The organism is Corynebacterium sp. HMSC034A01 (assembly GCF_001838175.1).
In the GTDB taxonomy this organism is placed as follows: Bacteria; Actinomycetota; Actinomycetes; order Mycobacteriales; family Mycobacteriaceae; genus Corynebacterium.
In genome coordinates this window covers 16,434-42,959 of sequence record NZ_KV835958.1, presented here as the reverse complement: position 1 = coordinate 42,959, position 26,526 = coordinate 16,434, and the positions used below count along the sequence as shown (strand labels likewise).

Annotated in this window: 27 protein-coding genes, 1 tRNA gene and 1 pseudogene; 15 read left to right on the top strand and 14 right to left on the bottom strand. The window is 66.3% G+C overall.

Annotated features, from left to right (window positions below):
- Positions 1-271: 271 nt before the first annotated feature.
- Positions 272-1,504: a YkvI family membrane protein gene (locus HMPREF2791_RS05580; RefSeq protein ID WP_070473138.1), complete on the top strand. Its 1,233-nt coding sequence runs from the start codon at positions 272-274 to the stop codon at positions 1,502-1,504.
- A 414-nt stretch (positions 1,505-1,918) separates the two neighbouring features.
- Here HMPREF2791_RS05580 and polA read toward each other — a convergent pair whose 3' ends face one another.
- Positions 1,919-4,522, bottom strand: coding sequence for a DNA polymerase I (polA, locus tag HMPREF2791_RS05575; protein WP_246815259.1), 2,604 nt, complete (start codon positions 4,520-4,522; stop codon positions 1,919-1,921).
- A 152-nt stretch (positions 4,523-4,674) separates the two neighbouring features.
- On the opposite strand from polA, the gene HMPREF2791_RS05570 reads away from it, so the two are divergent.
- Positions 4,675-4,748, top strand: a tRNA-Leu gene (locus HMPREF2791_RS05570).
- Positions 4,749-4,901: 153 nt separating this feature from the next.
- Here HMPREF2791_RS05570 and HMPREF2791_RS11575 read toward each other — a convergent pair.
- Positions 4,902-5,123, bottom strand: coding sequence for a hypothetical protein (locus HMPREF2791_RS11575; protein ID WP_210383731.1), 222 nt, complete (start codon positions 5,121-5,123; stop codon positions 4,902-4,904).
- Between the two features lie 117 nt (positions 5,124-5,240).
- Between HMPREF2791_RS11575 and HMPREF2791_RS05565 the strand changes: the two genes are divergently transcribed.
- From HMPREF2791_RS05565 to HMPREF2791_RS05530, 8 genes are all read left to right on the top strand, one after another.
- Positions 5,241-5,450 (top strand): helix-turn-helix transcriptional regulator, encoded by a 210-nt coding sequence (locus HMPREF2791_RS05565; protein WP_063937319.1) that lies wholly within the window; start codon positions 5,241-5,243, stop codon positions 5,448-5,450.
- On the top strand, positions 5,450-5,953 hold the full coding sequence (locus tag HMPREF2791_RS05560; protein WP_070475566.1) for a hypothetical protein: 504 nt from the start codon (positions 5,450-5,452) through the stop codon (positions 5,951-5,953). The genes HMPREF2791_RS05565 and HMPREF2791_RS05560 overlap by 1 nt, the downstream gene beginning before the upstream one ends.
- Before the next feature lie 82 nt (positions 5,954-6,035).
- The gene (locus HMPREF2791_RS05555) at positions 6,036-6,491 is read left to right on the top strand and encodes a MarR family winged helix-turn-helix transcriptional regulator (protein WP_070475569.1); all 456 of its coding nucleotides are present in this window, start codon (positions 6,036-6,038) and stop codon (positions 6,489-6,491) included.
- A complete protein-coding gene (locus tag HMPREF2791_RS05550; RefSeq protein WP_210383732.1) occupies positions 6,488-7,699 on the top strand; it encodes an MFS transporter in 1,212 nt (403 codons plus the stop codon). The genes HMPREF2791_RS05555 and HMPREF2791_RS05550 overlap by 4 nt, the downstream gene beginning before the upstream one ends.
- 22 nt (positions 7,700-7,721) lie before the next feature.
- Complete coding sequence (locus tag HMPREF2791_RS05545; protein WP_070475572.1) at positions 7,722-8,357, top strand: hypothetical protein; 636 nt, start codon at positions 7,722-7,724, stop codon at positions 8,355-8,357.
- Positions 8,358-8,473: 116 nt separating this feature from the next.
- Positions 8,474-9,373, top strand: a complete 900-nt coding sequence (locus HMPREF2791_RS05540; RefSeq protein WP_070475575.1) for an ABC transporter substrate-binding protein — start codon at positions 8,474-8,476, stop codon at positions 9,371-9,373.
- Between the two features lie 2 nt (positions 9,374-9,375).
- Entirely contained in the window at positions 9,376-10,341 is a 966-nt protein-coding gene (locus HMPREF2791_RS05535) for an amino acid ABC transporter permease (RefSeq protein ID WP_070475577.1), read from the top strand.
- Positions 10,341-11,114, top strand: coding sequence for an amino acid ABC transporter ATP-binding protein (locus tag HMPREF2791_RS05530; protein ID WP_070844678.1), 774 nt, complete (start codon positions 10,341-10,343; stop codon positions 11,112-11,114). Before HMPREF2791_RS05535 ends, HMPREF2791_RS05530 begins: the two co-directional genes overlap by 1 nt.
- 2 nt (positions 11,115-11,116) lie before the next feature.
- On the opposite strand, the gene HMPREF2791_RS05525 is transcribed toward HMPREF2791_RS05530, so the two are convergent.
- Genes HMPREF2791_RS05525 through HMPREF2791_RS05495 form a run of 7 tightly spaced genes read right to left on the bottom strand, consistent with a single transcriptional unit; the run spans position 11,117 to position 18,191 of the window.
- Positions 11,117-11,854 (bottom strand): TSUP family transporter, encoded by a 738-nt coding sequence (locus tag HMPREF2791_RS05525; protein ID WP_246815255.1) that lies wholly within the window; start codon positions 11,852-11,854, stop codon positions 11,117-11,119.
- Positions 11,854-12,330 carry a pantetheine-phosphate adenylyltransferase gene (coaD, locus tag HMPREF2791_RS05520; protein ID WP_070844677.1) on the bottom strand — a complete coding sequence of 159 codons (477 nt, stop codon included), beginning with the start codon at positions 12,328-12,330 and terminating at the stop codon, positions 11,854-11,856. Before coaD ends, HMPREF2791_RS05525 begins: the two co-directional genes overlap by 1 nt.
- Positions 12,331-12,909 (bottom strand): 16S rRNA (guanine(966)-N(2))-methyltransferase RsmD, encoded by a 579-nt coding sequence (gene rsmD / locus HMPREF2791_RS05515; RefSeq protein WP_070844676.1) that lies wholly within the window; start codon positions 12,907-12,909, stop codon positions 12,331-12,333. It lies immediately after the preceding gene.
- Positions 12,910-12,927: 18 nt separating this feature from the next.
- Positions 12,928-15,030, bottom strand: coding sequence for an ATP-dependent DNA helicase RecG (locus tag HMPREF2791_RS05510; RefSeq protein WP_070844675.1), 2,103 nt, complete (start codon positions 15,028-15,030; stop codon positions 12,928-12,930).
- Positions 15,031-16,563: a DAK2 domain-containing protein gene (locus HMPREF2791_RS05505; RefSeq protein WP_070844674.1), complete on the bottom strand. Its 1,533-nt coding sequence runs from the start codon at positions 16,561-16,563 to the stop codon at positions 15,031-15,033. It lies immediately after the preceding gene.
- A gap of 24 nt (positions 16,564-16,587) precedes the next feature.
- Positions 16,588-17,229 (bottom strand): uracil-DNA glycosylase, encoded by a 642-nt coding sequence (locus tag HMPREF2791_RS05500; RefSeq protein ID WP_210400159.1) that lies wholly within the window; start codon positions 17,227-17,229, stop codon positions 16,588-16,590.
- Positions 17,229-18,191: a thiamine-phosphate kinase gene (locus HMPREF2791_RS05495; protein WP_070475593.1), complete on the bottom strand. Its 963-nt coding sequence runs from the start codon at positions 18,189-18,191 to the stop codon at positions 17,229-17,231. The genes HMPREF2791_RS05500 and HMPREF2791_RS05495 overlap by 1 nt, the downstream gene beginning before the upstream one ends.
- Before the next feature lie 34 nt (positions 18,192-18,225).
- On the opposite strand from HMPREF2791_RS05495, the gene HMPREF2791_RS05490 reads away from it, so the two are divergent.
- Positions 18,226-19,155, top strand: a complete 930-nt coding sequence (locus tag HMPREF2791_RS05490; RefSeq protein ID WP_070844673.1) for a DUF3515 domain-containing protein — start codon at positions 18,226-18,228, stop codon at positions 19,153-19,155.
- 214 nt (positions 19,156-19,369) lie between these two features.
- Here the strand turns inward: HMPREF2791_RS05490 and HMPREF2791_RS05485 are convergent, their stop codons facing one another.
- Positions 19,370-20,410, bottom strand: coding sequence for a D-alanine--D-alanine ligase family protein (locus HMPREF2791_RS05485; RefSeq protein WP_083290305.1), 1,041 nt, complete (start codon positions 20,408-20,410; stop codon positions 19,370-19,372).
- A 21-nt stretch (positions 20,411-20,431) separates the two neighbouring features.
- A complete protein-coding gene (locus HMPREF2791_RS05480) occupies positions 20,432-21,430 on the bottom strand; it encodes an NAD(P)H-dependent glycerol-3-phosphate dehydrogenase (protein WP_070844672.1) in 999 nt (332 codons plus the stop codon).
- A gap of 102 nt (positions 21,431-21,532) precedes the next feature.
- On the opposite strand from HMPREF2791_RS05480, the gene HMPREF2791_RS05475 reads away from it, so the two are divergent.
- From HMPREF2791_RS05475 to HMPREF2791_RS05465, 3 genes are read left to right on the top strand one after another with little or no spacing between them, the layout of a single operon-like run.
- Positions 21,533-22,543 carry an NUDIX hydrolase gene (locus tag HMPREF2791_RS05475; protein WP_070475604.1) on the top strand — a complete coding sequence of 337 codons (1,011 nt, stop codon included), beginning with the start codon at positions 21,533-21,535 and terminating at the stop codon, positions 22,541-22,543.
- A gap of 27 nt (positions 22,544-22,570) precedes the next feature.
- Positions 22,571-23,035, top strand: a complete 465-nt coding sequence (locus HMPREF2791_RS05470; RefSeq protein WP_070844671.1) for a YbjN domain-containing protein — start codon at positions 22,571-22,573, stop codon at positions 23,033-23,035.
- 5 nt (positions 23,036-23,040) lie between these two features.
- The gene (locus HMPREF2791_RS05465; RefSeq protein WP_070475610.1) at positions 23,041-23,502 is read left to right on the top strand and encodes a hypothetical protein; all 462 of its coding nucleotides are present in this window, start codon (positions 23,041-23,043) and stop codon (positions 23,500-23,502) included.
- A 3-nt stretch (positions 23,503-23,505) separates the two neighbouring features.
- Here the strand turns inward: HMPREF2791_RS05465 and leuD are convergent, their stop codons facing one another.
- Both leuD and leuC read right to left on the bottom strand, forming a co-directional pair.
- Positions 23,506-24,096, bottom strand: a complete 591-nt coding sequence (gene leuD / locus HMPREF2791_RS05460) for a 3-isopropylmalate dehydratase small subunit (protein WP_070475613.1) — start codon at positions 24,094-24,096, stop codon at positions 23,506-23,508.
- A 12-nt stretch (positions 24,097-24,108) separates the two neighbouring features.
- Positions 24,109-25,530, bottom strand: coding sequence for a 3-isopropylmalate dehydratase large subunit (gene leuC, locus HMPREF2791_RS05455; protein ID WP_070844670.1), 1,422 nt, complete (start codon positions 25,528-25,530; stop codon positions 24,109-24,111).
- 61 nt (positions 25,531-25,591) lie between these two features.
- On the opposite strand from leuC, the gene HMPREF2791_RS05450 reads away from it, so the two are divergent.
- Complete coding sequence (locus HMPREF2791_RS05450; protein WP_070844669.1) at positions 25,592-26,281, top strand: IclR family transcriptional regulator; 690 nt, start codon at positions 25,592-25,594, stop codon at positions 26,279-26,281.
- A 37-nt stretch (positions 26,282-26,318) separates the two neighbouring features.
- Here HMPREF2791_RS05450 and HMPREF2791_RS11835 read toward each other — a convergent pair.
- Positions 26,319-26,489: pseudogene (locus tag HMPREF2791_RS11835) on the bottom strand (Y4yA family PLP-dependent enzyme); the annotation flags it as partial.
- Between the last annotated feature and the right edge of the window lie 37 nt (positions 26,490-26,526).

Here is a 26,526-nt window from a genome sequence, read left to right as displayed (position 1 = left end):
TCGTGATTGGACAGAAGCGTCTCTCTCGGCCACGTAAACCCGCAGCTAGATGCCGTAAGCTCGCGTGCGCCGATCTCGCGCCGCGACGGCTACCTCACCCTCCTATTACGATGGGCACCGTGCTCGCGCGTAGACACGCCCGCACGAGTGTAGACACTTTGCCCAGCTAGAGCAAATGATTCGCAGGTGCTCTCCGACGTCCCTCCGGTTTGCCCCAACCACTAGCATAAGCGGAGTCTGATAGATACCACCGTTTTGGGAGCAATCGTTTATGTGGAAACGCAGCCTTGCAGTCGCTGCATCATTCGTCGGCATCGTCGTCGGTGCCGGATTCGCCTCCGGCATGGAGGCCCTGCAGTATTTCGTCGCCTACGGCGCAAACGGGTTCTACGGCGTGGCTTTGGCCAGTGTGACCATGCTCTTCGCCGCGACGGCGTTCATGACCTTCGGCTCGTACTTTTTGGCGCGCGAGCACAATGAGGTTTTTTACAACGTGACCTCTAAGCCCGCGGCGTTCATCATGGACTGGTCCGCGGTGGCGTGCATGTTCTCCGTGGGGTTCGTCATGTTCGCCGGCGCCGGGTCGAATCTGCAGCAGGCTTTTGAGTGGCCCATCTGGATCGGCGCCGTGGCCATGCTCGCGCTCATGCTCGTTGTCGGACGTTTCGACGTGGACAAAGTCTCCTCAGTCATCGGCTGGGCCACCCCGCTACTTGTGGTGTTCGTTCTCATCGGCAGCATCTACTCCTTCACCCAGGTGGACGTGAACTGGAGTGAGGTGGGCGACTATGCCCAGCAAGAGGTTTCCCGCGCTGACGGGACCCCGTTCTGGTGGTTGGGCGCGCTGAACCACACTGGATTGAACGCGCTGTGCGGCGTCTCGATGGCACTAGTGATGGCCGGCGACGAGTTCGACACCAAGAGCACCCGTTTGGGCGGAATCCTCGGCGGGGTGATCTACGCAGTCATGCTCGCGCTTCTGGTGGCCTCGCTGCTGATTCAGGTGGAGTCCGTCAACGGCACCGACATGCCGCTGCTCGCCGTGATCGACAATGTGGACCCGGTGCTCGGCTTCATCATGACGTGGGTGATCTTCCTCATGGTCTTCAACACATGCCTGGGCATGTTTTACGCGCTGGCAAAGCGCCTGACCAGCAAGAAGCCGGAGCGCTTCTACCCCACCTACGCCATCGCCTGCATCGTCGGTTTTGGACTCTCTTTCGCAGGCTTCCAGCCGTTGGTGAACAGCCTGTACCCGATCCTGGGCTACCTCGGCCTGTTTGTCATGGCAGTGATGACAGTGACCTACCTGCGCCACCGCGACGAACTGAAGGACGAGGGCGAACGCCGCGCCGACGCTGTCGAAGCTGAAGACGGCAAGGAAGTCGACGACCTCGCCAGCGACTCGAACCTCGACGAGGACGAGTTCAAGGACGCACTCCAAGAGGAAGTGGAAGCTTCCGAAGACGACAACAAGCGGCGATCACTCAACGATCTCCTTTAGCAAAACGGGGGTGCAAATCGGGGGCGAAACACTCGGTTACACAGAAGTGAACTGCACGTGACCGAGTTTCGTTTATTGCTGGCCAGCTGTCCAACTATCCGTGTGATCCAGTTAACGGAATGTTCGATTCTGGGGTTACCCTGTGGGTCCATTGAGCGTTTCCTTACCCGTCGGTAAGGTCGCGCTTGGCTTTCGGGGAACGACCCGGCCAGGGGTGAAATATAAGCCCCAGCCAGGTCATGGCCACCCCGGTGGCCCCTTCCCCCGAGGGGAGGTTCACAACTGAATACGCAATCGGAGCTGCTGGGGGAGGCTCCATGGGGGAACACGGCCATGGGCGGGGTGCCGTGCGCGAGGCGGGTAGGAACCGATTCCGTTCCTACCCGCCTTAGTGCTGCCGCAGGTCGTGGAGTGTTAGTGCGCGGCAGCGTCCCAGTTAGCGCCAGTGCCAGCGGAGACCTCCAGTGGCACCAGCAGCTCGATGGCATCGTCCATCTCGCGCTCCACAATCTCGCGGACCTCGTCCAGTTCGCCCGGGGCGATCTCCACAACCAGCTCGTCGTGGACCTGGAGCAGCACGCGGGATTGCTTGCCTTCCAGGGCGGCGTCCACACGCAGCATGGCCACCTTGATGATGTCCGCGGCCGTGCCCTGGATCGGCGCGTTCAACGCGGCGCGCTCGGCGTTCTCGCGCGCCACGCGGTTGTCGCTGGTCAGCTCAGGAAGGTACCGGCGGCGGCCGAACACGGTGGACGTGTAGCCGTCGCGACGCGCCTGCTCCACCACCTCATCCAGGTAGCGCTTCACGCCGCCGAAGCGCTCGAAGTAGCTGGCCATGATGTCCTTCGCCTCGCCCGCGGAGATGGATAGCTGGTTGGACAACCCGTAGGCACTCAAGCCGTAGACCAGGCCGTAAGACATCGCCTTGACGCGGCGGCGCAGTTCCGGGGTGACCTGGTCGATGGGCACGTCGAACACGCGCGAGCCGACAAAGTTGTGCAGGTCCTCCCCTGCCCTGTACGCCTCAATCAGGCCCTCGTCCTGGCTCAGGTGCGCCATCACGCGCATCTCAATCTGCGAGTAGTCGGCCGTAAGCAGGCACTCGTAGCCCTCGCCCACAACGAACGCGGAGCGGATGACGCGGCCGGCCTCGGTGCGCACCGGGATGTTCTGCAGGTTCGGCTCCGCGGAGCTTAAGCGGCCTGTCGACGCCACGGTCTGGTTGAACGTGGTGTGGATGCGCTCGTCCGGCTGCACCGTCTTAATCAGGCCCTCGATGGTGGACTTGAGCTTCTGGTGCTCGCGGTGCGCCAACAGGTGGTCCAAAAACGGATGCGGGTTCTTCTCCGCCAACGCCTCGATTTCGCCCGCGGCCGTGGAGTACCCGGTCTTGGTCTTCTTCGTCTTCGGCAGTTCAAGTTTGTCGAAGAGTACTGCGGACAGCTGCTTGGGGGAAGACAGGTTCAGCGAAGGCTCGTCCACAAGCGCCCGCGCCTCCTCCTCGATCTGCTCGACCTTGAGTGTGAGCTCCTTGCGCTGATTCTCCAGCACGTCCAGATCCACCGCGATGCCGGTGTGCTCCATCTCCGCGAGCACGGTGACCAGCGGCAGCTCCAGGTCCGCGTAGAGCTCGTAGGAGTCGATCTCACGCAGCTCCTTGGTCAGCTCCGCGGACAGTTCCAGGATCGCCGCGGCGGCGTCGACGTCGGCGGTGTCGCCGAGCAGGCTCATCTGGTCGGAGCCGACGTTAAGCTGTCGCTGCAGGTGGCGCTGGTAGATGTCCTCCAGCGCGTAGGTGCGCTGACCCGGGCGCAGCAGGTAGGCGGCGATCGCGGTGTCGTGCGCGATGCCGTTAAGCTCGATGCCCCGGCCGCGCAGCATGTGGTACGCCGCCTTCGCCTCGTGCATGAACTTCGGCGCGTCCGACTCCAACCACTGCCTGAGCGCGGCGTCCTCCTCGGCGCTCAAGTCAGCGGCGAGCTTGGATATGCCGCGCCTTTGCTTATCGACGATCGCCAGCGCCACCACATCCCCCTGCCCGGGAGTAGCGTTGCCCGAGACGTAGACGGCAAGGCCGTCGGTGTGACGCGGCTTAAGCCAGACGTCCAGCGGCTCGTCGTCGATAGTGACGTCTTCGAGTTCGACGGTTTCCGGCTCGGGGGCGGTGCCGTCGGTAGGCACGGCAGCGAGGACGCGCTCGCGCAGGTTCACGCCGAACTCGAGGTCGTCGAAGCGCGACGCCACCTGGGTGACGTCCGCGGGCTTGAGCTCCAGGTCGTTCGGGGCAACGGGCAGCTCGACGTCGGTGACCATCTGGGTCAGCTCGCGGTTGAGGCGGACCTGGTCGATGCGCTCGCGGAAGTTGTTGGCGGCGACACCCTTGAGCTCGTCGGCGCCTTCGATCAGCCCTTCCAGCGAGCCGTACTGCGAGATCCACTTCGTGGCGGTTTTCTCCCCCACCTTGGGTACGCTGGGCAGGTTGTCCGACGGGTCGCCGCGCAGCGCCGCGAAGTCCGGGTACTGCTCAGGCGTCAGGCCGTATTTGTTCTCCACTTCCTCGGGCGTGAAACGGGTCATGGTGGACACGCCGCGGGTGGGGTACATCAGCGTGGTGGTGCCGTCCACGAGCTGGATGTAGTCGCGGTCGCCACTGACCAGCACGATCTCGAAGTCGCCCTCGGCGCGGGCCTGGGTGACCAGCGTGGCGACGATGTCGTCCGCCTCGAAGTTCTCCTTGCTCAAGGTGGTGATGCCGAGATCGCCCAGAACGTCCTCGATGATCGGCACCTGGCCCTTGAATTCCGGCGGTGCCGCCTCGCGCTGCGCCTTGTACTCCGGGAAACGCTCCGTGCGGAACGTCTTGCGGCCCACGTCGAAGGCGACGGCGGCGTGCGTCGGCTTCTCGTCCGCCAGGATATTGGCGAACATGGATAGAAACCCGTAGACCGCATTCGTGTGCTGGCCGCCTGAGGTGGAGAAGTTTTCCGCGGGCAGCGCGTAGAAGGCGCGGAAGGCCATCGAGTGGCCGTCGATAAGCAACAGTCGCTTCGTGTTCTCGGGTGTATCGCTCACGGTTGGCCAGTCTAGCGGGCAGCCCGACATGGCCCGGCTCGCCCATTAGCGAGGTGATTTCGTGGCGGAGGCTGCGCTGGGATAAACTTTCGCCCGATGCCCCAGTAGCCCAATTGGCAGAGGCAACGGATTCAAAACCCGTCCAGTGTGAGTTCGAGTCTCACCTGGGGCACAATTTCGTAACACTCCGCGCAGCGAAACCGCTGGTGGCGGGGTGTTTTCTTATTTTCCGAGAACACCAAAGTTTTTGGTTGATCCGCGGTTTCCAGGTTTTTGTAGTCAAAATGCAGCCACGAAAGCTGACCGTTTCCAGAAACCGAAGTCACTAGTGCGTGGCTAATGGCCAGTTGGCCTGTCCACCAGCCGGCACTCGAGCTGTCTTCACCTGCACCTCGATCATTCGACGCCACTCCGGCTCAGTAAAAACCGCGAGGATGTCCGTCCGCTCCAAACCATCTCGCGTGAGGGCCGGCGCCCAACCACGACGTGCAAGCTCCGAGGCCACATGATGCTCGCCGATGGTTTTTGTCTGTTTTGTATCCACCACACCCCGAGACTACCTGGGAATTGAGCGACCAGATCGACAAGTTTCATCACCACTATGTAAACCACTCTTGACATCAGGAACTCTTCGCTTTACATTCTGTAAATGGAAGGAGACCACATGGGCGACCACACCAACACAGTTCGCAAATGGCGGCGCTGGCACGAGTTGTCGCAACAGGAGCTCGCTGACCGCGTCGGCGTTTCCCGGCAGACCATCGCGAACATCGAGCGGGGCAACTACTCGCCTTCCGTCTACTTAGCGCTCGACATCTGCCGTCAGTTTGAAAAGTCAGTTGAAGAAATCTTTGGCCAAACCAAGGAGGAATGATGTTCAAGAATTTCGGAGACTCAATCGTCAATTACGTCGACGGCACCGCCACCGACGAGTTCGAGGCCGCGACGTACCACAAGGCGAGCTCGGTCGGCTTCTACACCTCGCTGATCGGCATGGCGCTCGTCGGCGCGATCCTCGCGTGGGTTCTGCCTGGCCGCCAGGCCCTGTGGTCCGCCATCGTGCTCCTAATCCCGCTCATTAGTAGTGCGGCGAGCACACAGTGGATGCGCAACTACGTCGCCTCACCCGTCATCCGCCTGCGTGATACTCCCCGTGGCGTGCTCGTCATCTACTTCGCATTGTGCGCAGTCTGGCTGGCAGGACTCATCGTCACCGGCGGCTTCGACCCCTCTGGCGGCTTTGATAGCGCTGGAGCAACTGGCGCGATCGTCGGCGCCATCATCGGCGCAGTGGTGGCAGGAGTAGTCAGCCAGCGCATCAGCAAGAGGCGCCGTCAGCGCGACCAGGCCCGCCTCGACGCGGAGGCCGGGGACTAGCGCCCGCACCTCTCGCCGACCCCGCAGACCGTTTCTGGCCTGCGGGATTTTCACATACATAGGCAACCTATATAGTCTCCCTATGCACTCCAACGAGGACCTCGCCGTGCTCGCCGTTGAACTAATTGCGGCGGGCAGCCACTTCACTCGAGCCGCTTACCAGGCGTCCGGGATGGAACTTTCCAACGTGTCCATGCGCGCACTTGCGGCACTCGAGCGTGAACCGGGGCTCCGCATTGGAGAGCTCGCAGCACGGGAAGGCATCCGCCAACCCTCCATGAGCCAAGCCATGAAGCGACTTGTGGACGACGGCTACGCCGCCAGGCACACCGCCGACGACGATGCTCGCGCGACAGCGCTCACCATCACCGACGCTGGTCGCCAGGTGCTGCACGACTACCGAGCGGCCGTAGCCGAGGCGCTTGCCCCAGTCTTCGCGGGGTTGAAACCGGAGGACGTCGCAACGCTTCAGCGCGCGGCGGAGCTCCTGCCGGAGCTGACAACAGAATTGAGACAACGAGAAGGAGGACGCGCGTGACAGACACGCCACACGAAAGATCCGCATCCCATTCCATTCTGAAACAGCCGGTGGCGGTATGGGCCCTCGCCTTTGCTTGCGCCGTCTCGTTCATGGGCATCGGGCTGGTGGATCCCATCCTGCCCGCGATCAGCCGCGAACTGGACGCCTCCCCGACGCAAACGATGCTGCTGTTTACCAGCTACCTCCTGATCACGGCGCTGGCGATGTTCTTCAGCGCGTTCATCTCATCACGTATCGGCGTCAAGACCACACTCTTGATCGGTTTGGCACTGATCGTCGCCTTCTCTGCCTTGTCTGGCGCCGCAGGCTCCGTCGACGCAATCATCGGCTTCCGCGCCGGCTGGGGGCTAGGAAATGCACTGTTTATCTCTACGGCGCTGGCTGCCATCGTCGGCACGGCGGCGGGGCACGCGGGCCAGGCAGTGATCCTGTACGAGGCCGCGATCGGCGTCGGTATGGCCATCGGCCCCCTCGCCGGTGGTGTGCTGGGTGAGATCAGTTGGCGCGCACCCTTCTACGGCACTGCAGTGCTCATGGCGGCCGGCTTTATCGCGATTGCGACGCTGCTGGCCAAGGCGCAGCGCAAACCGGAGCCTGTCGCGTTGACGGCGGGGCTCGCAGCAGCCAAGGACCCAGCTCTGCTCACTCTCGGCTTGGTGGCGTTTTTCTACAACTTCGGGTTTTTCACCCTGCTCGCCTACTCGCCCTACCCCATCGAGGAAGCTGCCGCGCTGAGCGGGCGCAACTTCGGCGCGACTGAGCTGGGCTACGTATTCTTCGGCTGGGGCCTGGCGCTGGCCGTCTCTTCAGTGTTCATCGCGCCTCGCCTGACCCGCGCCTTCGGCCTGATTCCGGTGGTGGTGACCGTGCTCCTCGGCTTCAGTGCAGTTCTCACCGGCCTCGGCTTCGGCGCTCACCGGTTAGGCGTCGTAGTGGTCCTGGTCATTCTCGCGGGCTTCTTCAGTGGCGTTTTCAACACCGTGCTCACTGAAGCCGTCATGGAGGCGACGGAGATGCCGCGCAACGTGGCATCGTCGAGCTATTCGGGCATGCGCTTCCTCGGCGGCGCTGTGGCGCCGGCTGTATCCGGCCCGCTGGCCGCGTCGATGGGCGCTGGCGTGCCGTACTGGTTCGGTGCAGGTTCTCTCGTGTTGTCGCTGTTGATCCTCTTCGCAGGTCGAAAGACTCTGCATCGCATTCTCTAACGGATTGGTTAAGATACGCCCCATGCGCAAGTCTCTCATCGCCGGCGTGACCGCCGGAGCACTCGTCCTTGCAGGCCTGAACGCGCCGTCCGCCACCTCGCAGACGAAGCCGGAAGGCACCGGCATCAACGCTGAAGACGCCGAGGTTTTCCGCAAGACCGCGGACGCGTTTGAAAAACTTTCGGCTGAGGGCACCTCATCCAGCAGCGAGGAGAGTTCCTCGAGCAAGACCGACAATAAGAAGAAGGGCCCGCGGAAGCCGGGCGACCCGTCGCCGGACCTGGAGTGGCTGGACCAGGACCCGGAGAACGATCCGCTCTACATCGACCCGGAAAAGAACCCGCTCAAAGAGGTCTCCTCTTCCGACATGTTCCTGGAGTGGACCGACGGCATGGAGGAAGGCGACGGCAAGGACTTTGTCCAGGCATGGGCGCGAAACTCGTCTGTCCCGGACACCGCCAACCCGGTCGAGCTGTGGAAGCAGGAGGCACAGGGCTCCGCGATGATGTCGTCCGGTTTCTTCACCGGCGATTTCGCGCAGTCCTCCGCGGGTTCCAGCCAGGCCACCTCCGTGCTCATCCCCGTGTTCTTGGGCATGCTGGTCATCGGCTCGCTGATTGAGCTGGTCATGCGCGGCATTCGCATGGCGCAGCAATAACCGAAAACATTTGCCTATCGACGGCCCCAGGGGTGACCCCGGGGCCGTCGATACGCATTTGCACCCCGGTGTAATATACGATTCCTTGTAAATATTCATCGTGTATTGGAGCCGGTATGCAACACACCACCTCCCTGCGCGTCGCCGCGTGCCTGAGCGCGACAATGCTGCTCGCGGGTTGCGTGACCAACGAGGAGGGCGGCACCCCCGACGGCTGGGAACCGATCGTCCCGGACGCTGTGCCTGAGATCGCGGCGATGGTGCCGCCGGAGGTCGCAGCGGACGGCGTGCTCAACGTGGGCACGAACCCGCCGTTCGCCCCCTTCCAGTTCAAAGACTCCCACGGCGAGCTCATCGGCGTGGAACTCGACCTCGCCCGCGCCGCGGCAGGCGTGATGGGCATGGACTTCCAGGCCGAAGACATGGACTTCGCCATGATCCTGCCCGCCGTGTCCGCCGGCAGCCTGGATGCGGGCGCGTCCGGCTTCACGGACAACGCGGAACGCCGCCAGTCCTACGACTTTGTCAATTTCCTCTACGCGGGCGTGCAGTGGGCAGCCCAGCCAGGCGCTGACGTGGACCCCGAGAACGCCTGCGGACTGACGGTGTCGGTGCAGCGCACCACCGTCTCCGACACCGACGACGTGCGCCCGAAGTCCGAGGCCTGCGAGGCCGCCGGCAAAGACCCGATCACAGTGCTGGCCTTCGACACCGCCGACAACGCCGCACTCGCGGCGCTGGTGGGCCGCGCCGACGCATACAGCGCGGACTCGCCTGTCACCGCCTGGGCCGTGGAGCGCTCCGACGGCGTGCTGGAAATGGTAGGCGAGATGTTCGACGCAGCCCCCTACGGCTTCGCGGTGCCGAAGGGCTCGCCGCTGGCCGACGCGATGGCGGCGGCGATGCAGCACCTCATCGACACCGGCGACTACGAGCGGATTCTCAAGCAGTGGAACATCGAAACCGGCCTCTTGGACGAGGCCCTGAAAAATGAACAACCCCTGGGAGGACAGTGAGCATGAGCACCCCCTATTCCAAGTACGCGGCGAGCCAAAAAGAGCGCACCCGCCCCGAGCGCATCCAGGCCAAGCCGCTGCGCCACCCGGGCCGCTGGGCGCTGGCCGCCCTGCTCGTCGTCCTGGTGGTCTGGTTTGTCATCGGCGCCGCGCGTAACGAAGCCTACGGCTGGGATACGTACTTCACCTACCTACTGGACACCCGCATCGCCACCGCTGCGCTGCACACCATCGCCATCACCGTGCTGGCCATGCTCCTCGGCGTGATCGGCGGCGTGCTGCTCGCCGTGATGCGCATGAGCCCGAACCCGGTGTTCAAAACCGTCGGCTGGATCTTTCTCTGGATCTTCCGCGGCACCCCAGTCTACGTCCAACTGATGTTCTGGGGCCTGATCGGCGCGATCTACGACACGATCAACCTCGGCTTCACCGAGATCCCTCTGGACCCGTTCACCTCGTCAGCCTTCGCGCTCGCCGTGGTCGGCCTGGGCCTGAACGAGGCCGCCTACATGGCCGAGATCGTCCGCTCCGGCATCTCCGCCGTCCCGGAGGGCCAGGTGGAGGCCTCCAAGGCGCTGGGCATGAGCTGGGGCCAGACCATGCGCCGCACGGTGCTGCCGCAGGCCATGCGCATCATCATCCCGCCCACCGGCAACGAGTTCATCTCGCTGTTGAAGACGTCCTCGCTCGTGGTGGCCATCCCCTACTCGCTGGAGCTCTACGGCCGCTCCATGGACATCGCCGCGGCCCTGTTCGAGCCGGTGCCGATGCTCTTGGTCGCTGCCACCTGGTACCTGGTGATCACCTCGCTGCTCATGGTGGCGCAGCACTACCTGGAGCGCTACTTCGACCGGGGTGCCACCCGCCAGCTCACCGCCCGCCAGCTGGCCAGCCTGGCGGATGCCGAGGGCACCATCCCCAACAACGTTGAAATCGTGGAAGAACCGCAGAAGAAGGGGCAGCGCTAATGACCGTCAAGCAAAAGCCAATGATTCAGGCCGTGGACGTGTGGAAGTCCTTCGGCAACCTCGACGTGCTCAAGGGCATCGACATGGAGGTCTACCCCGGCGAGGTCGCCTGCCTGATCGGCCCGTCCGGCTCCGGCAAGTCCACCCTGCTGCGCTGCGTGAACCACCTGGAGAAGGTTAACGCCGGCCGCCTCTACGTCGACGGTGAGCTGATCGGCTACAACGAGCGCGACGGCGTGCTGCACGAGATGAGCGAGAAGGACGCCGCCAAGCAGCGCCGCGACATCGGCATGGTGTTCCAGAACTTCAACCTCTTCGGCCACCGCACCGTGCTGGACAACATCATCGAGGCCCCCGTGCACGTCAAGGGCCAGCCGGCGGACCAAGCCAAGGCCCGCGCGATGGAGCTGCTAGAGATGGTCGGCCTGGGCACCAAGGCGGACGCCTACCCCATCCAGCTCTCCGGCGGCCAGCAGCAGCGCGTGGCCATCGCACGTGCGGTGGCCATGGACCCGAAGCTCATGCTTTTCGACGAACCCACGTCCGCCCTCGACCCCGAACTCGTCGGCGAAGTGCTGCGCGTGATGCGCGAGTTGGCGCAGCAGGGCATGACCATGCTGGTGGTCACCCACGAGCTGGCGTTCGCCCGTGAGGTGGCCGACAAGGTTGCCTTTATGGACGGCGGCCAGATTATCGAGTACGGCACCCCGGAGCAGGTGCTGGACAACCCGCAGCACGAGCGCACCAAGGCGTTCGTGTCCACCCTGTTCTAGCGCTAGGCCAGAAGTCCGCGCACGAGCGCGGTCACCCCGCCGGCGAAGGCCAGGCCGAGCGCGATACGGTGGGCGATCGCTGGAGGCACGTGCGGCGCCAGGCGCTTGCCCGCCGCGATCCCAATTGCCAGGGCGGCCAGGGTGGCGACCCACAATTCAGGCTCGATGCCGGTGACATCGGCGGCGCCTGCGAACACCTTCACCGTGAACGACAGCGTGCCGCCAACCAAAAAGATTGGCTGCAGGGTGGCGGCGTAGACCCGCTGCGGCCAGCGCGCCGCCTCCGCGTACACCGTGATCGCAGGCCCGGCCACCCCGGCCAGGGTGTTCATGAACCCGCCGATCACACCGGACGCGGCCGCGGGCACCACCCCCTCGACGCGCGGCACATAGCGCTTGCCAAGGGTGACCACGGAAAGCGCGAGCAACAGTAGCGCTCCGACGAGCACAAGCAGCACATTGGTCGGCGCGTTCGCCACCACCCAGGTTCCCGGGACCACGCCAAAGACGAGCGCGGTCGCGATAGGGGCAAACTTTTTCCAGTCCACGTCTGCGCGCATGCCCCAGGTGTTTGTCGCCGCGTTGATGACGGCGAGGAGGTTGACCAGCAGGATGCCGTCGACAGGCCCGAGCAACAGCGACAGCACCGGTGCGGCGATAAGCCCCACGCCCATGCCGGAGATGCGCTGCATGGCGGCACCCAGCGCGACAGCCATGCCGACGCCCAAAGCAACGAGCACTAGCGGTACTTCTCCGCCATCGCTTCGCGCACGGAATCCGGCACCAAGCCGGTGACGTCGCCGCCGTACTTGGCCACTTCCTTGGTCAGCGAGGACGAGATGTAACCGTACTTCTCGTCCGTGAGCAGGAAGTAGGTGTCCACCCCGGTGAGGCGTCGGTTCATCTGCGCCATGGGCAGCTCGTACTCGTAGTCCAGCGAGGAGCGCAGCCCCTTGACCAGGGCGGTGATGTGGTGGGCGGAGGTGTAGTCCACCAGCAGCCCGCCCCAGCTGTCCACGCGCACGTTGGGCAGGTGCGCGATCACCTCGCGGATCAGCTCGACGCGCTCGTCGATGGAAAACAGCCCCGAGGTCTTCGTCGGGTTACCGGTAACCAGGATCACCACCTCGTCGAAGTGGCGCGAGGCGCGGGTGACAATGTCCAGATGGCCGTTCGTGATCGGATCGAACGAGCCCGGGCACACTGCGGTAGTCATCTACTCCTCCACCTCTGCTTCCGAGTACACGGCCATGTCCATGCGCGCGATGCCGTAGAGGCGCTTCTTCAACTTCTGGCCGGTCGGAGTGAACTCCTCCGGCCAGGCCGTCTCGGGGCTTTCGCGGTGGCGCTCGACGACGACCACGGCGCCGTCGTGAAGCGTTGGCTTCAGCGCCTCCACCATCTCCGCGACGGCCTCATCCGCGAGCTCGTACGGCGGGTCCGCGAGCACGATGTCGAAGTGGTTGCGCGGCGCGCGGGCGAGGTACGTCGACGCCTTCACCGGTTCGATGGTCACGTTGGGGTGGCCGACCACACCGGCGTTGTACTCGATGACGCGCACGGCCTCCGGGTTGTTTTCCACCAGCACCACCTCGGCTGCGCCACGCGAGGCCGCCTCCAACCCCAGGGCGCCGGAGCCGGCGAATAGGTCGAGCACGTTCATGTCCACAAACCCGAATCGGACCTGCAGGGAGGAAAACAGGCCCTCGCGCGCTCGGTCCGAGGTGGGACGTGTGCCCTCTGGCGGCACCTTGATCTTGCGGCCGCGGGCCTCGCCGGAAATGATGCGGTTCATGGCCACAACTCTAACGCCCTAGCTCTTGTCCAAGTACTCGAAGTCCTCCGGAATGAAGTCCGCGGTGGCGGCGCGGGCGAACTCGAGGTTGTCCGCCACCAGGCGCTCGGCGTCGTCGTAGGCCCGGCGCACCAGCTCGAAATCCTCCACCAGGTTCAGCAGCTTCAGCGTGCGGTGCATGCCGGACTGCTGGGTGCCCAGCACGTCGCCCTCGCGGCGGTTGAGCAGGTCAAGCTCCGCCAGCGCGAAGCCGTCCGTGGTGGACGCGACCTGGCTCACGCGCTCAAACGACGGGGTGCCCTCCTTCGCCAACGTGTGGAAGAGACACAGCGACTGGTTGCCGCCGCGGCCCACGCGGCCGCGCAGTTGGTGCAGCTGGGAGACGCCGAAGTGCTCAGACTCGCGGACCATCATCACCGTCGCGTTGGGCACGTCCACGCCGACCTCGATCACCGTAGTGGCCACCAGCACGTCCACCCCGCCGGCGGCGAAGTCTGCCATGACGGTGTCTTTCTCCTCGCCCTTCATCCGGCCGTGCAAGAACGCTACGTTGAGCCCCTCGAACTCGGTGGACGCGAGCTCGGCGAAGACCTCGAGCACGCCGCCCTCGCCGTCGATGCGCGGGCACACCACGTACGCCTGGTGGCCGGCGGCGACCTCCTCGCGGATCTTCTCCCAGGCGCGCGCCACCCAGCGCGGCTTGAACTGCGGCACCACCGCGGACTGGATGGGTTTTCGCCCGCCGGGCAGCTCACGCAGGGTGGACACGGTCAAATCGCCGAAGACGGTCATGGCGATGGTGCGCGGGATCGGCGTCGCCGTCATCACCAACAGGTGCGGGGTGGTCTCCCCCGCCTTGGCCCGCAGCGCGTCGCGCTGCTCCACGCCGAAGCGGTGCTGCTCATCCACCACCACTAGCCCCAGGCGGAAAAATTCCACGCCGTCCTGGATCAGCGCGTGGGTGCCCACCACGATGTCGGCTTCGCCGGTGACGATCTTCAGCAGCGCGTCCTGCTTCTGCGCCGCCGTCATGGACCCTGTCAGCGCCACTACGCGCGTGGGCAGCCCGGCGTTCATCAGCACCTTCGTCATGGAGCGGGCGTGCTGCAGCACCAGCACTTCGGTGGGCGCGAGGAATGCGCACTGCGCGCCGTTGTCCACGGCCTGGAGCATCGCGATCAGCGCCACGATGGTCTTGCCGGAACCGACCTCGCCCTGCAGCAGCCGGCTCATCGGCACGGTGCGCGCCATGTCGCGGGTGATTTCCGCGACCACCTCGTCCTGCCCGGAGGTCAGCGGGAACGGCAGGCGCTGCACCAGCAAATCCTGGTCGCGGCCCACGACTCGCGGCAGGGCTTCGGCACTCCGGGCCTCCGCGTCGGCGCGGCGCACGCCCATCGCCAGGGCCACGGACAGCGCCTCGTCGTATTTCAGACGCTCGAGTGCACGCGCAGGTCCCGGCGGGCCCGGCTCGTGGATCTGGTGCACCGCCGAGTTCAGGGGCAAAAATCCTATCGGGGTGAAACCGAGAGGCTCGTCGATAGGCGGAAGCTCCTTGAGCACCGCATGCACCGCGCCCATGATGGTCCAGGTGCTGACGTTTTTCACCGCCGGGTAAATGGGCAGCCACTCGCGCCCGCTCATGATCTGCTCGATGTCGCCGAAGTGGCCGAGCTGCCGCAGCGCGCCGGTGGCCTGCGTGGGGCCGTCCAGAAGCACGAAGTCCGGATGCGACAGCTGCGGCTGGTTGCGGAACACGTCGTACTTGCCGGTCAACATCACCCGCCGGCCCTCTTTGAGCACGCGCTGGGCGTAGTGGGAGCCGAAGAAGGCGGCCAAAAACACCTGGCGGCCGTCGTCCACGTACACCTTGTAGATGGGCCGCTTCGGCTGCTTTTTCGACGTGAACTGCTCGGTGCCCACCACGGTGCCGATGACGTTGAGCGTGTCGCCCGGTTTCACCCCGGCGAGATCGGCGCCGGTGCCGTAGTGCAGGTAGCGCCGCGGGTAGTGGCGCAGCAGTTCGCCGCAGGTGTGGATGTCGAGGTGCTTGCCTATCGCCTTGGCCTGTTTCAGAGGAATGACCAGGTTGAGCGGGCGCGTGTCCTCGAACCCCAGCATCTACTCCACCCCAATCTCCGCGCAGGCTTGCAGTCCGTCCGCAGGATAGACCATCACGTCGACATTAAGCTTGCCCGCGAGTTCCTCCAGCGCGTCCGCGCGCAGCTCGTTGGGGTCGAACAGGATGCTCACCTGCTCCCCGCCGTGCTCGAGCAGGCGGCGGCAGGCGCGCTCCACGGCCTCCATCGGCTCGTCCGCGATGAGCATGTGCTCGCCGCGTGAGGTGACCACCACGTCGCCCTTCGCAACGGCCCCGCCCAAGGTCAGCGCGCCCTTCTCGGCGCGGAACGCCAGCGCGGTGCGCATCTCGCCGGCGGCCTCGGACATGGTGAAGGCGGCGGTGGCCAGCGGCTGCGCCGGGTCGTGCACGGACAGCGCCGCGATGCCGGAGACCAGCCGCACCGTGGGCAGGATGGTGATGGACTGCTCCACCGCGCGCGCCGCGTTTTCCACCGCCGCGAGCTCGCTGTTGCTCAGCTGCCCGTTCGGCAGCACGATCACTTCGTTGCTGCCGGAGCGCGTGATTGCGTCGAGCATGTCCGCCGCCACGTTCGGCCCCGGCACCACGGTCACCGCCCCGGAGGCGGCGTACAGGCTGGTCACGGACCCCGGCGGGGTCACCGCGATGATCAGGCGCTCCGGCGCGCCGGCCGCCACCGCGCTCGTGAGCACCTCCAGGCGAAGATCGGACACCTCACCCGCGGCGAAGGCGGTCTCGATGACCTTGCCGGCGTCGCGGGAGTGGATGTGCACCGTGGCCTCGCCGTCGTTCAGCGGCGCGACAATCAGGCTGTCGCCCAGCCCCGCCAGCTCGCCTTTCAGCGCCTCCAGGTCCCCGCGGAAGCTGAACATTACCTCCAGCTCGCCCTGGGTGCCGTGCGTTTCGGGCACCTGCCTATCGACGTCCTCCGGTTCCCCCGCACCTTCCCCTTCAGCCGTCAGCGTGTTCAGCACCGCCACCAGACCCGCCCCGCCGGCGTCGACCACCCCGGCCTCGCGCAGCGCCGGCAGCTGGGTCTGGGTCAGCCGCAGCGCATCCTGGGCGGCGGCGGTGGCGGCGGACGCGACGTCCACAAGCGGCAGGTGCGCGTTGGGGCGCGCGGCGTCGGCGGCGGCACGCAGCACCGTGATGATGGTGCCCTCGACCGGCTCCGCGATGGCGCGGTCCACGAACCCGACGGCGTTGGTGAGCGCGACGGCGAGCATCTCCCCTTCCGTCGCACCGTAGCTGGCAGCCTGGGCGAGGCCGCGCAGGATCTGGGAGAGCACGACCCCGGAGTTGCCGCGTGCGCCGCGCACCGCGCCGACGGCCAGCGCCTCAGCGACCTCGGTCAGGCCCGCGCCCTCCGGCAGCTCCGAAGCGGCCTCGACCGCAGCGGCCATCGTATGCGCCATGTTGGAGCCGGTGTCCCCGTCCGGAACTGGGAACACGTTGAGCTCGTTGATCTCCGCGCGCTTGCGCTCCAGCTCGCCTAAGGCGCGGCGGGCCCATGCGAGCAGGCGTGCGCCGTTAGAAAGCGGAGATGCAGACATGCTGAGAGAGTTTACAGGTTCTGCTTAGAGTGCCCAGTTGACCGGCTGGGCACCCATCTTCTCCAGCTCCTGATTCGCACGCGAGAACGGCCGGGAGCCGAAGAAACCGCGGGAGGCGGACAGCGGCGAGGGGTGCGGCGACTCGATGCGCGGAGTGTCGCCCAAAAACTTCGCGGCCGTTTGCGCGTCACGGCCCCACAGGATGGCCACCAGCGGGGTGCCGCGGGCCACCAGCGCTTCAACCGCCGCCTGGGTCACGGCCTCCCAGCCCTTGCCGCGGTGCGACGCCGGCGCGCCCGGGCGCACGGTGAGCACCCTGTTCAGCAGCAAGATCCCCTGCTTCGACCAGGAGCTCAAGTCCCCGTCCTTGCGCGGCGGGACGCCCAAGTCGTCTTGCAGCTCCTTGTAGATGTTCACCAGCGAACGCGGCGCCGCGACACCGGGCTGGGTGGAAAACGCCAGGCCCATCGGATGCCCCGGCGTCGGGTACGGGTCCTGGCCCAAGATAAGCACGCGGACGTCCTCGAACGGGTCCGCAAACGCCCGCAGGATGTCGTTGCCGCGCGGCAGGTACTCGCCCTCGGCGCGCAGGAAGTCGCCCATCGCGTGGATCTGGTCCTCCACGTCTGCCAGCGGCGCTTGCCAGGATTCGTGCACGGGCAACATCAGAAACTCTCCCATCCTGTGTCGGTGGCGGGCGCGGAGCCGTCGATACGCACGCCTTGCTTCCTGGATACCGCACCGATGGAGCGGAAGCCCACCGGCGCAGAGCCTTCGATGGTGCCGATGAGCGTGTGGTCCTCGCCGCCGCCGAGCACCCACTCCCACGGGTCCACGCCGAGCAGCTCGCCCGCCTCCACGAGCAGCCGGTCGGGGGCGATCGCGTTGGACGCCAGGTCGACGCCCACGCCGGACGCCTCCGCGAGCTGGGTGAGGTCCCGGATCAACCCGTCCGAGTTGTCCGTCATGGCGCACGCACCCGCCGCGCGCGCCACCACGCCGCGGCCCGGGGTGAGCTCCGGCACCTGGTGCGCGGCGACCAGTGGCTCGAGCTGTTCGGGCACGTCCACATCCGCCTGCAGCAGCGCCAGGCCAGCCGCGGAGTAGCCGATGCGGCCGTGCGCGATCACGCGGTGGCCCGGTCGCGCCCCGTCCAGCGTCAATGGCGGGCGGTTGCCGCCGAGCGCCCCCATCGCCGTGACTGAAACCACCAAGTAGTCGCCGCCGGTGACATCGCCGCCGACGAGCTCGCAGGCGTAATCGGACGCCATCTCGCCCACGCCGCGCCCGAGCTCTTCCAGCGCCTTCGCCGGTGTGTCCGGGTGCGCGGAAACCGCCATCAGCGCCGCGATAGGGCGCGCGCCCATGGCCTCGATGTCCGCGAAGTTCTGCAGCGCCGCCTTGCGCCCCAGCAGGTACGGCGTGGTGGTCTCCGCGGTGAAGTGGCGGCCTTGGACCAGCATGTCGGTGCTGGCCACCACCCGCGAGTTCGGCGCCGCCGGGGCGAGCACCGCGGCGTCGTCGCCGTTGAGCGCGGACGGCGCCTGAGCGCGGATCAGCGCAATGACTTCGCGCTCGCCGAGCTCGCCCAGCGTCGGCCCGCCGGTGGGAAAGCCTGTCTCGATCACGTCTTAGCGCACCCTTTCACTAGACTCAGCCGCCATGGGTTCCACGGCGCATGATGCTCAATTTAACCGCACCACCATCTACATCAGTCTTGGGCTGGCGGTGGCGCTGGTGCTCGGCGTGCTCGTCGGCGCGCGCGTGTTCTTCAACCGGGTGGCGTTGCAGCCGGTGGCGATGACGCAAGTCCCCGCGCCCGAGGCGTCTTCCGCGGAGTGCACTTCGCTTATCGACGCCCTCCCGGCCACCCTCGCCGACCTCAAACGCGCCGAACTGGCCGAGCCCGCCCCCGAAGGCGCCGCCGCCTGGCAGGCCTCCTCCACCGAACGCATCACCCTGCGCTGCGGCGTGGACGCGCCCGCGCAGTATACCCCGTATTCGCAGCCCGAGGACCTCGACGGCGCGCGCTGGCTGCGTGTCAACGACGCCACCCCGGGCTCCACCCTGGCCACCTGGTTCACCGTGGACCGCTCCCCCGTCCTCGCCGTCACCGCCGATGTGGAGCAGCTTCGCGACGGCGCCGCCCCCGTTGCCGGCATCGACACCTCCGCGTTGACCGGTCCGGCCCCCGAGCAGCACCCTGCCCCGCTCGCAGACCTCGCCGGCGCCGGCGACGTAGCGAAGTGCGACAGCCTGCTCGCCGCGGCGCCCGACTCCATCGCCGACGGCTACACCCGCGTGGACGCGCTGAGCGAGCAAACCGTCGCGTGGTCCGCCGCAGGTCAGGACGCGATCGTGCTGCGCTGCGGAGTCGCCGACCCGGAGAACTACGGCCCGGGCGCGCGCCTGGACCAGATCAACGGCGTGCCCTGGTTCGAGGACGTGAAGCTGGCCAACGGCACCACCGCCTCCACCTGGTACGCGATGGGCCGCGACGTCCAGGTGGCGGCGTCGCTGCCGCAGGCGGAGAGCAACGAGGCGATCACGAACCTGACGAACCTCATCGCCGAGCACACCGGCGAGGCTTAGCCGAGCCCCGCCGACCTGCCCCCTCTGTTCGCCCCCGTCCGCACCCTTTCCGCACCCTTTCCGCGGATCCAGCTACTAAGACCCAGCTATTCGCTTCTCAGAGCCGATTAGCTGGACCCTGATAGCTGGATTTGGCTCCTAGGCGGCGGTTTGGGCCATGTCCGGGGGGCGGGCTGGGCTGCGCGGGACGGGCGATGGGGCGCGCCGAGTGCACCTACCGCAGTGCGGTGCGCACCAAGGTGCCCAGCAGCTCCGGGTAATCCACGCCCGTGGCGGCCCACACCTGCGGGTACATGGAGATGGCGGTGAAGCCGGGCATGGTGTTGACCTCGTTGAGCACAGGGCCGTTGTCGGTGACGAAGAAATCCACGCGCGCCAGCGACTTGCAGTCCAGTGCCCGAAAGCAGGTCACCGCCAACTCCTGCAGCTGGGCGATCAGTTCGTCCGAGTACGGCGCCGGGATCGTCGCGGTGACGCCCTCTTCGAGGTACTTGGTCTCAAAGCCGTAGAAGCCCTCCGCGGAGTCCTCGGTGCCGTTGAGCTTGGCGGGCACGGACGCGGCGATGGTGCCGTCGGGGCGCTCCAGCACACCGACTTCCACCTCGTCGCCGACCAGCTCGGCCTCGACGATGACTTTGCCGTCGGACTCCAAGGCCAGCGACACCGCCGCCGGCAGCGCCTCCCAGCTGGTCACCTTGGACACGCCGATGGAGGACCCGCCGTTCGCGGGCTTCACAAACACCGGCAGCCCCAGATGCGAACGCTCTGCCTCGGTGAGCTCGCGCGCGCCGTCCAGGATCACCTCGCGCGTGACCGGGATGCCAACCGCGGAGACGAGCTTTTTGGTGTACTCCTTGTCCATCCCGCACGCGGAGGCGAGCACGCCCGGGCCGACGTACGGCACACCTGCCAGCTCCAGCAAGCCTTGGACTGTGCCGTCCTCGCCGTACTTGCCGTGGAGCACCGGGAAGACGGCGTCGATGGTGGTGATGGGCTCGCCGGAGGTGACGTCGTAAAGCAATCCCTTGCGCTGCGGGTTCAAGGAGAGCGCCACTTCGCGCCCAGGCTTGACGACGGGAAGCTCCGCCCCTTCCGCCGGATTCGTCACACCCTCAACCCAGACACCTTCCTGCGTGATGCCGATGGGAAACACCTCGTAGTCTGCGGGCATGTGGGACATGACCGAGTCGGCGGAGATGCAGGAAATCGAGTGCTCGGTGGACATGCCACCGTACAAAACAGCTATGCGGATCACGGGGAGCTAGCCTACCGGGAGCTACTCCGCTTTCTTGCTGCGACCCATCAGCGCGGCGATCACGTCGGCGACTTTCATGCCTTCGTGGCACACCGAGTACACGCCCTGGGTGATCGGCATCTCCACGGAGTGCTCTTCGGCGAGCTGGAAGATGCTGCGCGAGGACACCACGCCCTCCGCGACCTGGCCCTTGGTGGCGGCGCGAGCTTCGTCCATGGTGGCGCCACCGCCGAGCGCGGCTCCGAAGGTGCGGTTGCGCGACAACGGCGAGGCGCAGGTGGCCACCAAATCGCCCATGCCCGCAAGACCGGCGAAGGTGCGCGCGTCCGCCCCGAGCGCTGCGCCCAGGCGGGTGATTTCCGCCAGGCCGCGGGTGATCAGCGTGGCCTGGGTGTTGTCGCCCAACCCTTGGCCGGCCGCCATGCCGCACGCGAGCGCGATGACGTTTTTGGTGGCGCCGCCGATCTCGCAGCCCACCACGTCGGTGTTGGTGTACGGGCGCAGGTAGGTGGTGGCGCAGGCAGCCTGAACCAGCTTGGCGCGGTTTTCGTCGGCGCAGGCGATCACGGTCGCGGCGGGCTGTTCCTCGGCGACCTCGCGCGAGAGGTTGGGGCCGGACAGCACCGCGATGCGCTCGCTTTCCACCCCGGTGACTTCCGCGATGATCTCGCTCATGCGCATGTGCGTGCCGGATTCCACGCCTTTGGAGATGGAGACCAAGGTGGCGTCGCCGGGCAAGTGCGGCGCCCAGTGGGTGAGGTTGTCGCGCATCGTCTGGCTGGGCACGCCGAAGACGGTGATCGCCGCGTTTTCCAGCGCTTCTGCGGCGTTGGAGGTGGCTTGGATGGCCGCGGGCAGCTCGATGCCGGGCAGGTACTCGGGGTTTTCCCGGGTGTCTTGGATCGTGCGGGCGAGCTCCTCGCGCCGCGCCCACAGGCTCACGGGGTTGCCCGCGTCCGCGAACACCTTGGCAAGGGTGGTCCCCCAGGAACCGGCACCCAGTACTGCCACGTTGACCATCAGTGCGTCCTCCCAGCGTTTTTCAACCGCTACAACGTACCACCCCGCCCGGACCCTGACCGGACCTAGCGCGCCCGCCGAGTCTGCGACACAATGGAACGTATGCCAAATGACGACCGCCAACTGCACGAGCAGGACAAGGACACGCGCGGCGAGATGTTCCTCACCGGGCGCCTGCAGGAAATCCCCAACCATCCGCAAAGCGAGTTCAAGCGCACCACGCTTGCCGCCGGCGCGGTGCTGTGGCGCGGCGACCTGAAAAACCCTGACTCGCTGGAGGTGGCGTGCATCCACCGCCCGCACTACGACGACTGGTCTTTGGCCAAGGGCAAGCTGGACCCGGACGAGTCCCTGGTGCAGACCGCGGTGCGCGAGATCAAGGAAGAAACCGGCTTCGACGTGCGCCTGGGCAAGCTTCTGGGCAAGACCGTCTACCCGGTGAAGAAGACCACAAAGGTGGTCTACTACTGGACAGGCGAGGTCATCGGCGGCGAGTTCGAACCTAACGACGAGGTGGACGAGATCCGCTGGCTGCCTATCGACGATGCCTGCGAGCTGATGACCTACGACTTAGACCGCCAGGTGCTGCGCAAGGCGCAGAAGCGCTTCGGCACCCCGGCGGACGCGCGCGTGCTGTATGTGCGCCACGCCCGCGCGCACGACCGCGAGAAGTGGTCGGGCGACGACAACTACCGCCCGCTGGACAAGAAGGGCCGCCGCCAGTCCGAGATGCTGGTCCCGCTGCTCAGCGCGTTTGCACCTGAGCGGATCTACTCCGCCGCGCCCGAGCGCTGCCAGACCACCGTCGCCCCGCTTGCGGACGAGCTGGGCATCGACGTCGCCGTAGACGAGCGCTTCGGCGACGAGGCGTGGCTGTCCGACATGGTCGGCGCGCAGCGCGCGTTCACGGAGGTGATCGAGCAGGGCGGCACCTCCGTGGTCTGCGCCCAGGGCGATGTCATCCCCGGCATGATCGCCTGGCTGTCTGCGCAGGGCACCCTTCCCATCGACAAGGAGATCCGCGCGAAGAAGGGCTCCGTGTGGGTGTTGAGCTTCCACGGCGGCCAGCTCACCGGAGCCGACTACGTCCCGTCCGCACTGCCCGTGCTGTAGCTGAAAAGAAAGGAACGGATTTTTCACATGACTTCCCCCACCCCCACCGCATTCCCGCCGGTGACGCAGGAACGCATCGCCTCCACCCTGGAAGGCATGGATCTGAAGTACTTCCGCGAAGACGGCGGCGAGGTCCGCACCGCGTTTCCCGGCCTGGTGGTCTTCTTCGAGGTCGAACGCGAGGGCTTTAAGGCCACGTCCAGGTGGATGGCGGTTGTGGATGCACCGGAGGACGTCGAGAAGCTTCGCGAGTTCGCGAATGTGACAAACCGCACCCTGCCGCTGGTGCGCGTGCACCCGGTGAAGCGCGAAGATGGCACCGCCATCGCGATCATGGAGGCGCCGTTCTTCTCCGGCGACGGCTTCGCGGACACCCAGCTGCGCGAGATGTGCGAGTACTTCTTCTCCGCCATCCACCACGTGGCCGGCGAACTGCGCGCGACCTTCCCGGGCCGCGAAGAATCCTTCAACGACGGCGCTAAGGAGGCGTAACACCAATGAGCAACGACACTTTGAAGCCCCTGTCCATCCAGCGCGTCAAGGACGTCTTTGCCAAGCAGGGCTGGCAGTACGACGAGGCGAGCGAGTTTGCCATCCGCACCGGCTTCGCCCGCATCGGCCTGGAAATCGCGCACATCGCGCCGAACATCAACGTGATCTCCTCGGTCGCGGTGGATTCCATCGGCGCGGACCGCTACGAGGACATCCGCAACTGGGCCGAGCAGTACAACTACACCAAGGCCTACCCCACCGTCACCGCGCTCAAGGACGAGGAGCGCGGCATCACCGCCCTGGGCGTGGCCTACAGCCTCCCCGGCCACTGGGAGTACACGGACAACCAGTTCGAGTCCCACATCCTCACCGGCATCCAGGGCGTGGTGGCCGCCTCGCGCGACTTCCTCACCGAGTTCGCGCCGGAGGTCACCCAGCGCCTCGACGAGGAAGCGGCGCAGGACTAGCGCTTAACGCACGGCCGGCTTGAACGCCGGCCGTTTCGCTTCGAAGGCCTCGATGGCGTCTTCGTCGCGCAGCGTCAGCCCGATGTCGTCGAGGCCTTCCATGAGGCGCCAGCGGGTGTAGTCGTCCACCTCGAAGACGAACGTGTTGTCGCCGACGGTGACCGTGCGGTCTTCCAGCGACACGGTGGCGGTCTCGCCCGGGTGCTGCTCCAGGTGCTTCCAGATCAGCTCGATGTCGCTTTCCGGCAGGTTCGCGGCCAACAGCCCGGCCTTGCCGGAGTTGCCGCGGAAGATGTCGGCGAAGCGCGGGCTGAACACGACGCGGAAGCCGTAGTCCATCAGCGCCCACACGGCGTGCTCGCGAGAGGAGCCGGTGCCGAAGTCGGGCCCGGCGAACAGCACGGAGCCGGACTTGTAGGCGTCCTGGTTGAGCACGAATCCGGGTTCACTTTCGCGCCAGTTGGAAAACAGGCCGTCTTCGAAGCCGGTGCGGGAGACGCGCTTGAGGTAGCGCGCAGGAATGATCTGGTCGGTGTCCACGTTCGAGCGCGTCAGCGGCACAGCGACACCGGTGTGGGTGGTGAATTTCTCCATCTGAGTGCTCCTTTACAGGTCTGCGGGGCTAGCAAGGTGGCCGGTGACAGCGGTCGCTGCGGCGACCAGCGGGGAGACAAGGTGGGTGCGCCCGCCGGGGCCCTGGCGGCCTTCGAAGTTGCGGTTGCTTGTCGACGCACTCCGCTCCCCCGGTTGCAGCTGATCCGGGTTCATGCCCAGGCACATCGAACACCCGGCAGTGCGCCACTCGGCGCCGAAGTCCGTGAAGATCTTATCCAGGCCTTCCTCTTCCGCCTGCTGTTTGACCAGCGTGGAGCTGGGCACCACCAACATGCGGGTGTGCTCTGCGATGGTGCGGCCCTTGACCACCTCGGCGGCGGCGCGCAGGTCCTCGATGCGGGCGTTGGTGCACGAGCCGAGGAACACGGTGTCGATGGCGATGTCGCGCAGCGGCGTGCCCGGGGTCAGGTCCATGTAGTTTAGTGCCTTGGCGGCGGCCTGCTTGGAGGTTTCGTCGGTGAAGTCCTCCGGGTCCGGCACGTTTTCGCCCAGCGGCAGCCCCTGGCCGGGGTTGGTACCCCAGGTGACAAACGGGGTAAGCGACGCGCCGTCGATCTCCACCACGGAGTCGAACGTCGCGCCCTCGTCGGTGGGCAGCGTCTTCCAGTACTCCACTGCCGCGTCCCAGTCGGCGCCCGTTGGCGCGTACCCGCGGCCTTCGACGTAATCGAAGGTCTTCTGGTCGGGCGCGACCATGCCGGCGCGCGCGCCTGCCTCGATGGACATGTTGCAGATGGTCATGCGCGCTTCCATGGACATTTTCTCGATGGCCTCGCCGCGGTACTCGATGATGTGGCCCTGGCCGCCGCCGGTGCCGATCTTTGCGATGATCGCCAAGATCAGGTCCTTCGCGGTGACGCCTTCCTGCAGCTCGCCGGTGACCTCGATGGCCATGGTCTTAAAGGGTTTCAGTGGCAGGGTCTGGGTGGCCATGACGTGCTCCACCTCGGAGGTGCCGATGCCCATGGCAATCGATCCGAACGCGCCGTGGGTGGAGGTGTGCGAGTCACCGCAGACGATAGTCATGCCCGGCTGGGTGATGCCCAGCTGCGGGCCGACGGTGTGCACAATGCCCTGCTTGACATCGCCCATCGGGTGCAGCGTCACGCCGAACTCCTCGCAGTTCTCGCGCAGCGTGGCAACCTGGGTCCGCGAGGTCGGCTCCGCGATCTCGAGGAGCTGGCCGGAGACGATCCCCTCGGTGGGCACGTTGTGGTCCTCGGTAGCCAGGTGCAGCTCCGGGTGGCGCATGGTGCGCCCGGCCAAGCGCAGCCCCTCGAACGCCTGCGGCGAGGTGACCTCGTGCAGGAGTTGGAAATCGATGAAGATGAGGTCGGGCTCGCCGTTTTCGCCCTGCTTGACCACGTGGTCGCGCCACACCTTCTCTGCCAACGTTAACGGTCTATCCGCCATAGCAAACTCCTTCGCGTTTCCTCCCCGCCTTCCCACATAATGAGATGGTAGGATTCGAACTGTGAGACAGTATAACGAAGGATCAGGCATCAAAGTGCTCGACCGCGCAGTAGCAATCGTGGCCGCGGTGGCCAGCGGCGACAAATCGCTCGCAGAGCTCAGCGACGCCACCGAGCTACCCCGGGCCACCGCACACCGCATCGCCACAGCCCTCGAGGTGCACCATGTGCTCGCCCGCAACGAACGCGGCGAATGGTCGCTCGGACCCGCACTGCCCAGCTACACCGGCGGGCCGTCGCCGAAGCTGCTCGCGGCCGCGGCCCCGGTGCTGCGCGACCTCGTCGAGACCACCGGCGAGTCCGCCCAGCTCTACCAGCTCACCGGGACCACGCGCACCTGCATCGCCGCCGAGGAACCTGAAAGCGGCCTGCACAACGTGGTCCCGGTCGGCTCCCACCTGACCTTATCCGCCGGCTCCGCCGCCCGCGTCTTCGCCGCCTATTCGCTTATCGACACCACCGCCTTTCCAGCCGACGAGCTCGCCACCGTCACCGACACGGGGCTCGCGGAATCCGTCGCCGAGCGCGAAGTCGGGCTCGCCTCGGTCTCCGCGCCGGTGTTCGGGCCAGACCGCCGCGTCGCCGCCGTGCTGTCCGTCTCGGGCCCGGCCGAGCGGCTCGGACCGAGCCCCGCAGCCAAGTGGGGCGCCGCGCTCAAGGACGCCACCGCTCGGCTGAGCGCCGAGCTCTAGCCGAGCTCCGGCCTGGTGCTGGGGGCGCCAACGGGCCTCAGCGAACGTCGATGTCGTCCAAGCACCCCGCGGGCCACACCACGTTCTTCGCCAGCGGGATCTGCTGCGACGCGCTCTCCAGGATGTGCATGAAGTACCCAGCGGTGTTCGGGAGCGCGACGAGGTCTCCCGCCGCCACACCGCGGGGCAAGCGGATCTTCCGCCGCAGTTAGGCCCAGACCTTGGCGTTCCCGCCGCCGAGTTGG

Excerpts from the sequence above, each read along its gene's own strand:
- rsmD (WP_070844676.1), bottom strand. The coding sequence starts at position 12,909 with ATGAACCGCATCATTTCCGGCGAGGCCCGCGGCCGCAAGATCAAGGTG.
- HMPREF2791_RS05475 (WP_070475604.1), top strand. The coding sequence starts at position 21,533 with ATGCCAAATGACGACCGCCAACTGCACGAGCAGGACAAGGACACGCGC.
- HMPREF2791_RS05510 (WP_070844675.1), bottom strand. The coding sequence starts at position 15,030 with ATGCTGGGGTTCGAGGACACGCGCCCGCTCAACCTGGTCATTCCTCTG.
- HMPREF2791_RS05580 (WP_070473138.1), top strand. The coding sequence starts at position 272 with ATGTGGAAACGCAGCCTTGCAGTCGCTGCATCATTCGTCGGCATCGTC.
- HMPREF2791_RS05470 (WP_070844671.1), top strand. The coding sequence starts at position 22,571 with ATGACTTCCCCCACCCCCACCGCATTCCCGCCGGTGACGCAGGAACGC.
- leuD (WP_070475613.1), bottom strand. The coding sequence starts at position 24,096 with ATGGAGAAATTCACCACCCACACCGGTGTCGCTGTGCCGCTGACGCGC.
- HMPREF2791_RS05505 (WP_070844674.1), bottom strand. The coding sequence starts at position 16,563 with ATGTCTGCATCTCCGCTTTCTAACGGCGCACGCCTGCTCGCATGGGCC.
- polA (WP_246815259.1), bottom strand. The coding sequence starts at position 4,522 with ATGGCCTTCCGCGCCTTCTACGCGCTGCCCGCGGAAAACTTCTCCACC.
- HMPREF2791_RS05465 (WP_070475610.1), top strand. The coding sequence starts at position 23,041 with ATGAGCAACGACACTTTGAAGCCCCTGTCCATCCAGCGCGTCAAGGAC.
- HMPREF2791_RS05565 (WP_063937319.1), top strand. The coding sequence starts at position 5,241 with ATGGGCGACCACACCAACACAGTTCGCAAATGGCGGCGCTGGCACGAG.
- HMPREF2791_RS05530 (WP_070844678.1), top strand. The coding sequence starts at position 10,341 with ATGACCGTCAAGCAAAAGCCAATGATTCAGGCCGTGGACGTGTGGAAG.
- HMPREF2791_RS05500 (WP_210400159.1), bottom strand. The coding sequence starts at position 17,229 with ATGTTGCCCGTGCACGAATCCTGGCAAGCGCCGCTGGCAGACGTGGAG.
- HMPREF2791_RS05560 (WP_070475566.1), top strand. The coding sequence starts at position 5,450 with ATGTTCAAGAATTTCGGAGACTCAATCGTCAATTACGTCGACGGCACC.
- HMPREF2791_RS05480 (WP_070844672.1), bottom strand. The coding sequence starts at position 21,430 with ATGGTCAACGTGGCAGTACTGGGTGCCGGTTCCTGGGGGACCACCCTT.
- HMPREF2791_RS05540 (WP_070475575.1), top strand. The coding sequence starts at position 8,474 with ATGCAACACACCACCTCCCTGCGCGTCGCCGCGTGCCTGAGCGCGACA.
- HMPREF2791_RS05545 (WP_070475572.1), top strand. The coding sequence starts at position 7,722 with ATGCGCAAGTCTCTCATCGCCGGCGTGACCGCCGGAGCACTCGTCCTT.
- leuC (WP_070844670.1), bottom strand. The coding sequence starts at position 25,530 with ATGGCGGATAGACCGTTAACGTTGGCAGAGAAGGTGTGGCGCGACCAC.
- HMPREF2791_RS05555 (WP_070475569.1), top strand. The coding sequence starts at position 6,036 with ATGCACTCCAACGAGGACCTCGCCGTGCTCGCCGTTGAACTAATTGCG.
- HMPREF2791_RS05535 (WP_070475577.1), top strand. The coding sequence starts at position 9,376 with ATGAGCACCCCCTATTCCAAGTACGCGGCGAGCCAAAAAGAGCGCACC.
- coaD (WP_070844677.1), bottom strand. The coding sequence starts at position 12,330 with ATGACTACCGCAGTGTGCCCGGGCTCGTTCGATCCGATCACGAACGGC.
- HMPREF2791_RS05490 (WP_070844673.1), top strand. The coding sequence starts at position 18,226 with ATGGGTTCCACGGCGCATGATGCTCAATTTAACCGCACCACCATCTAC.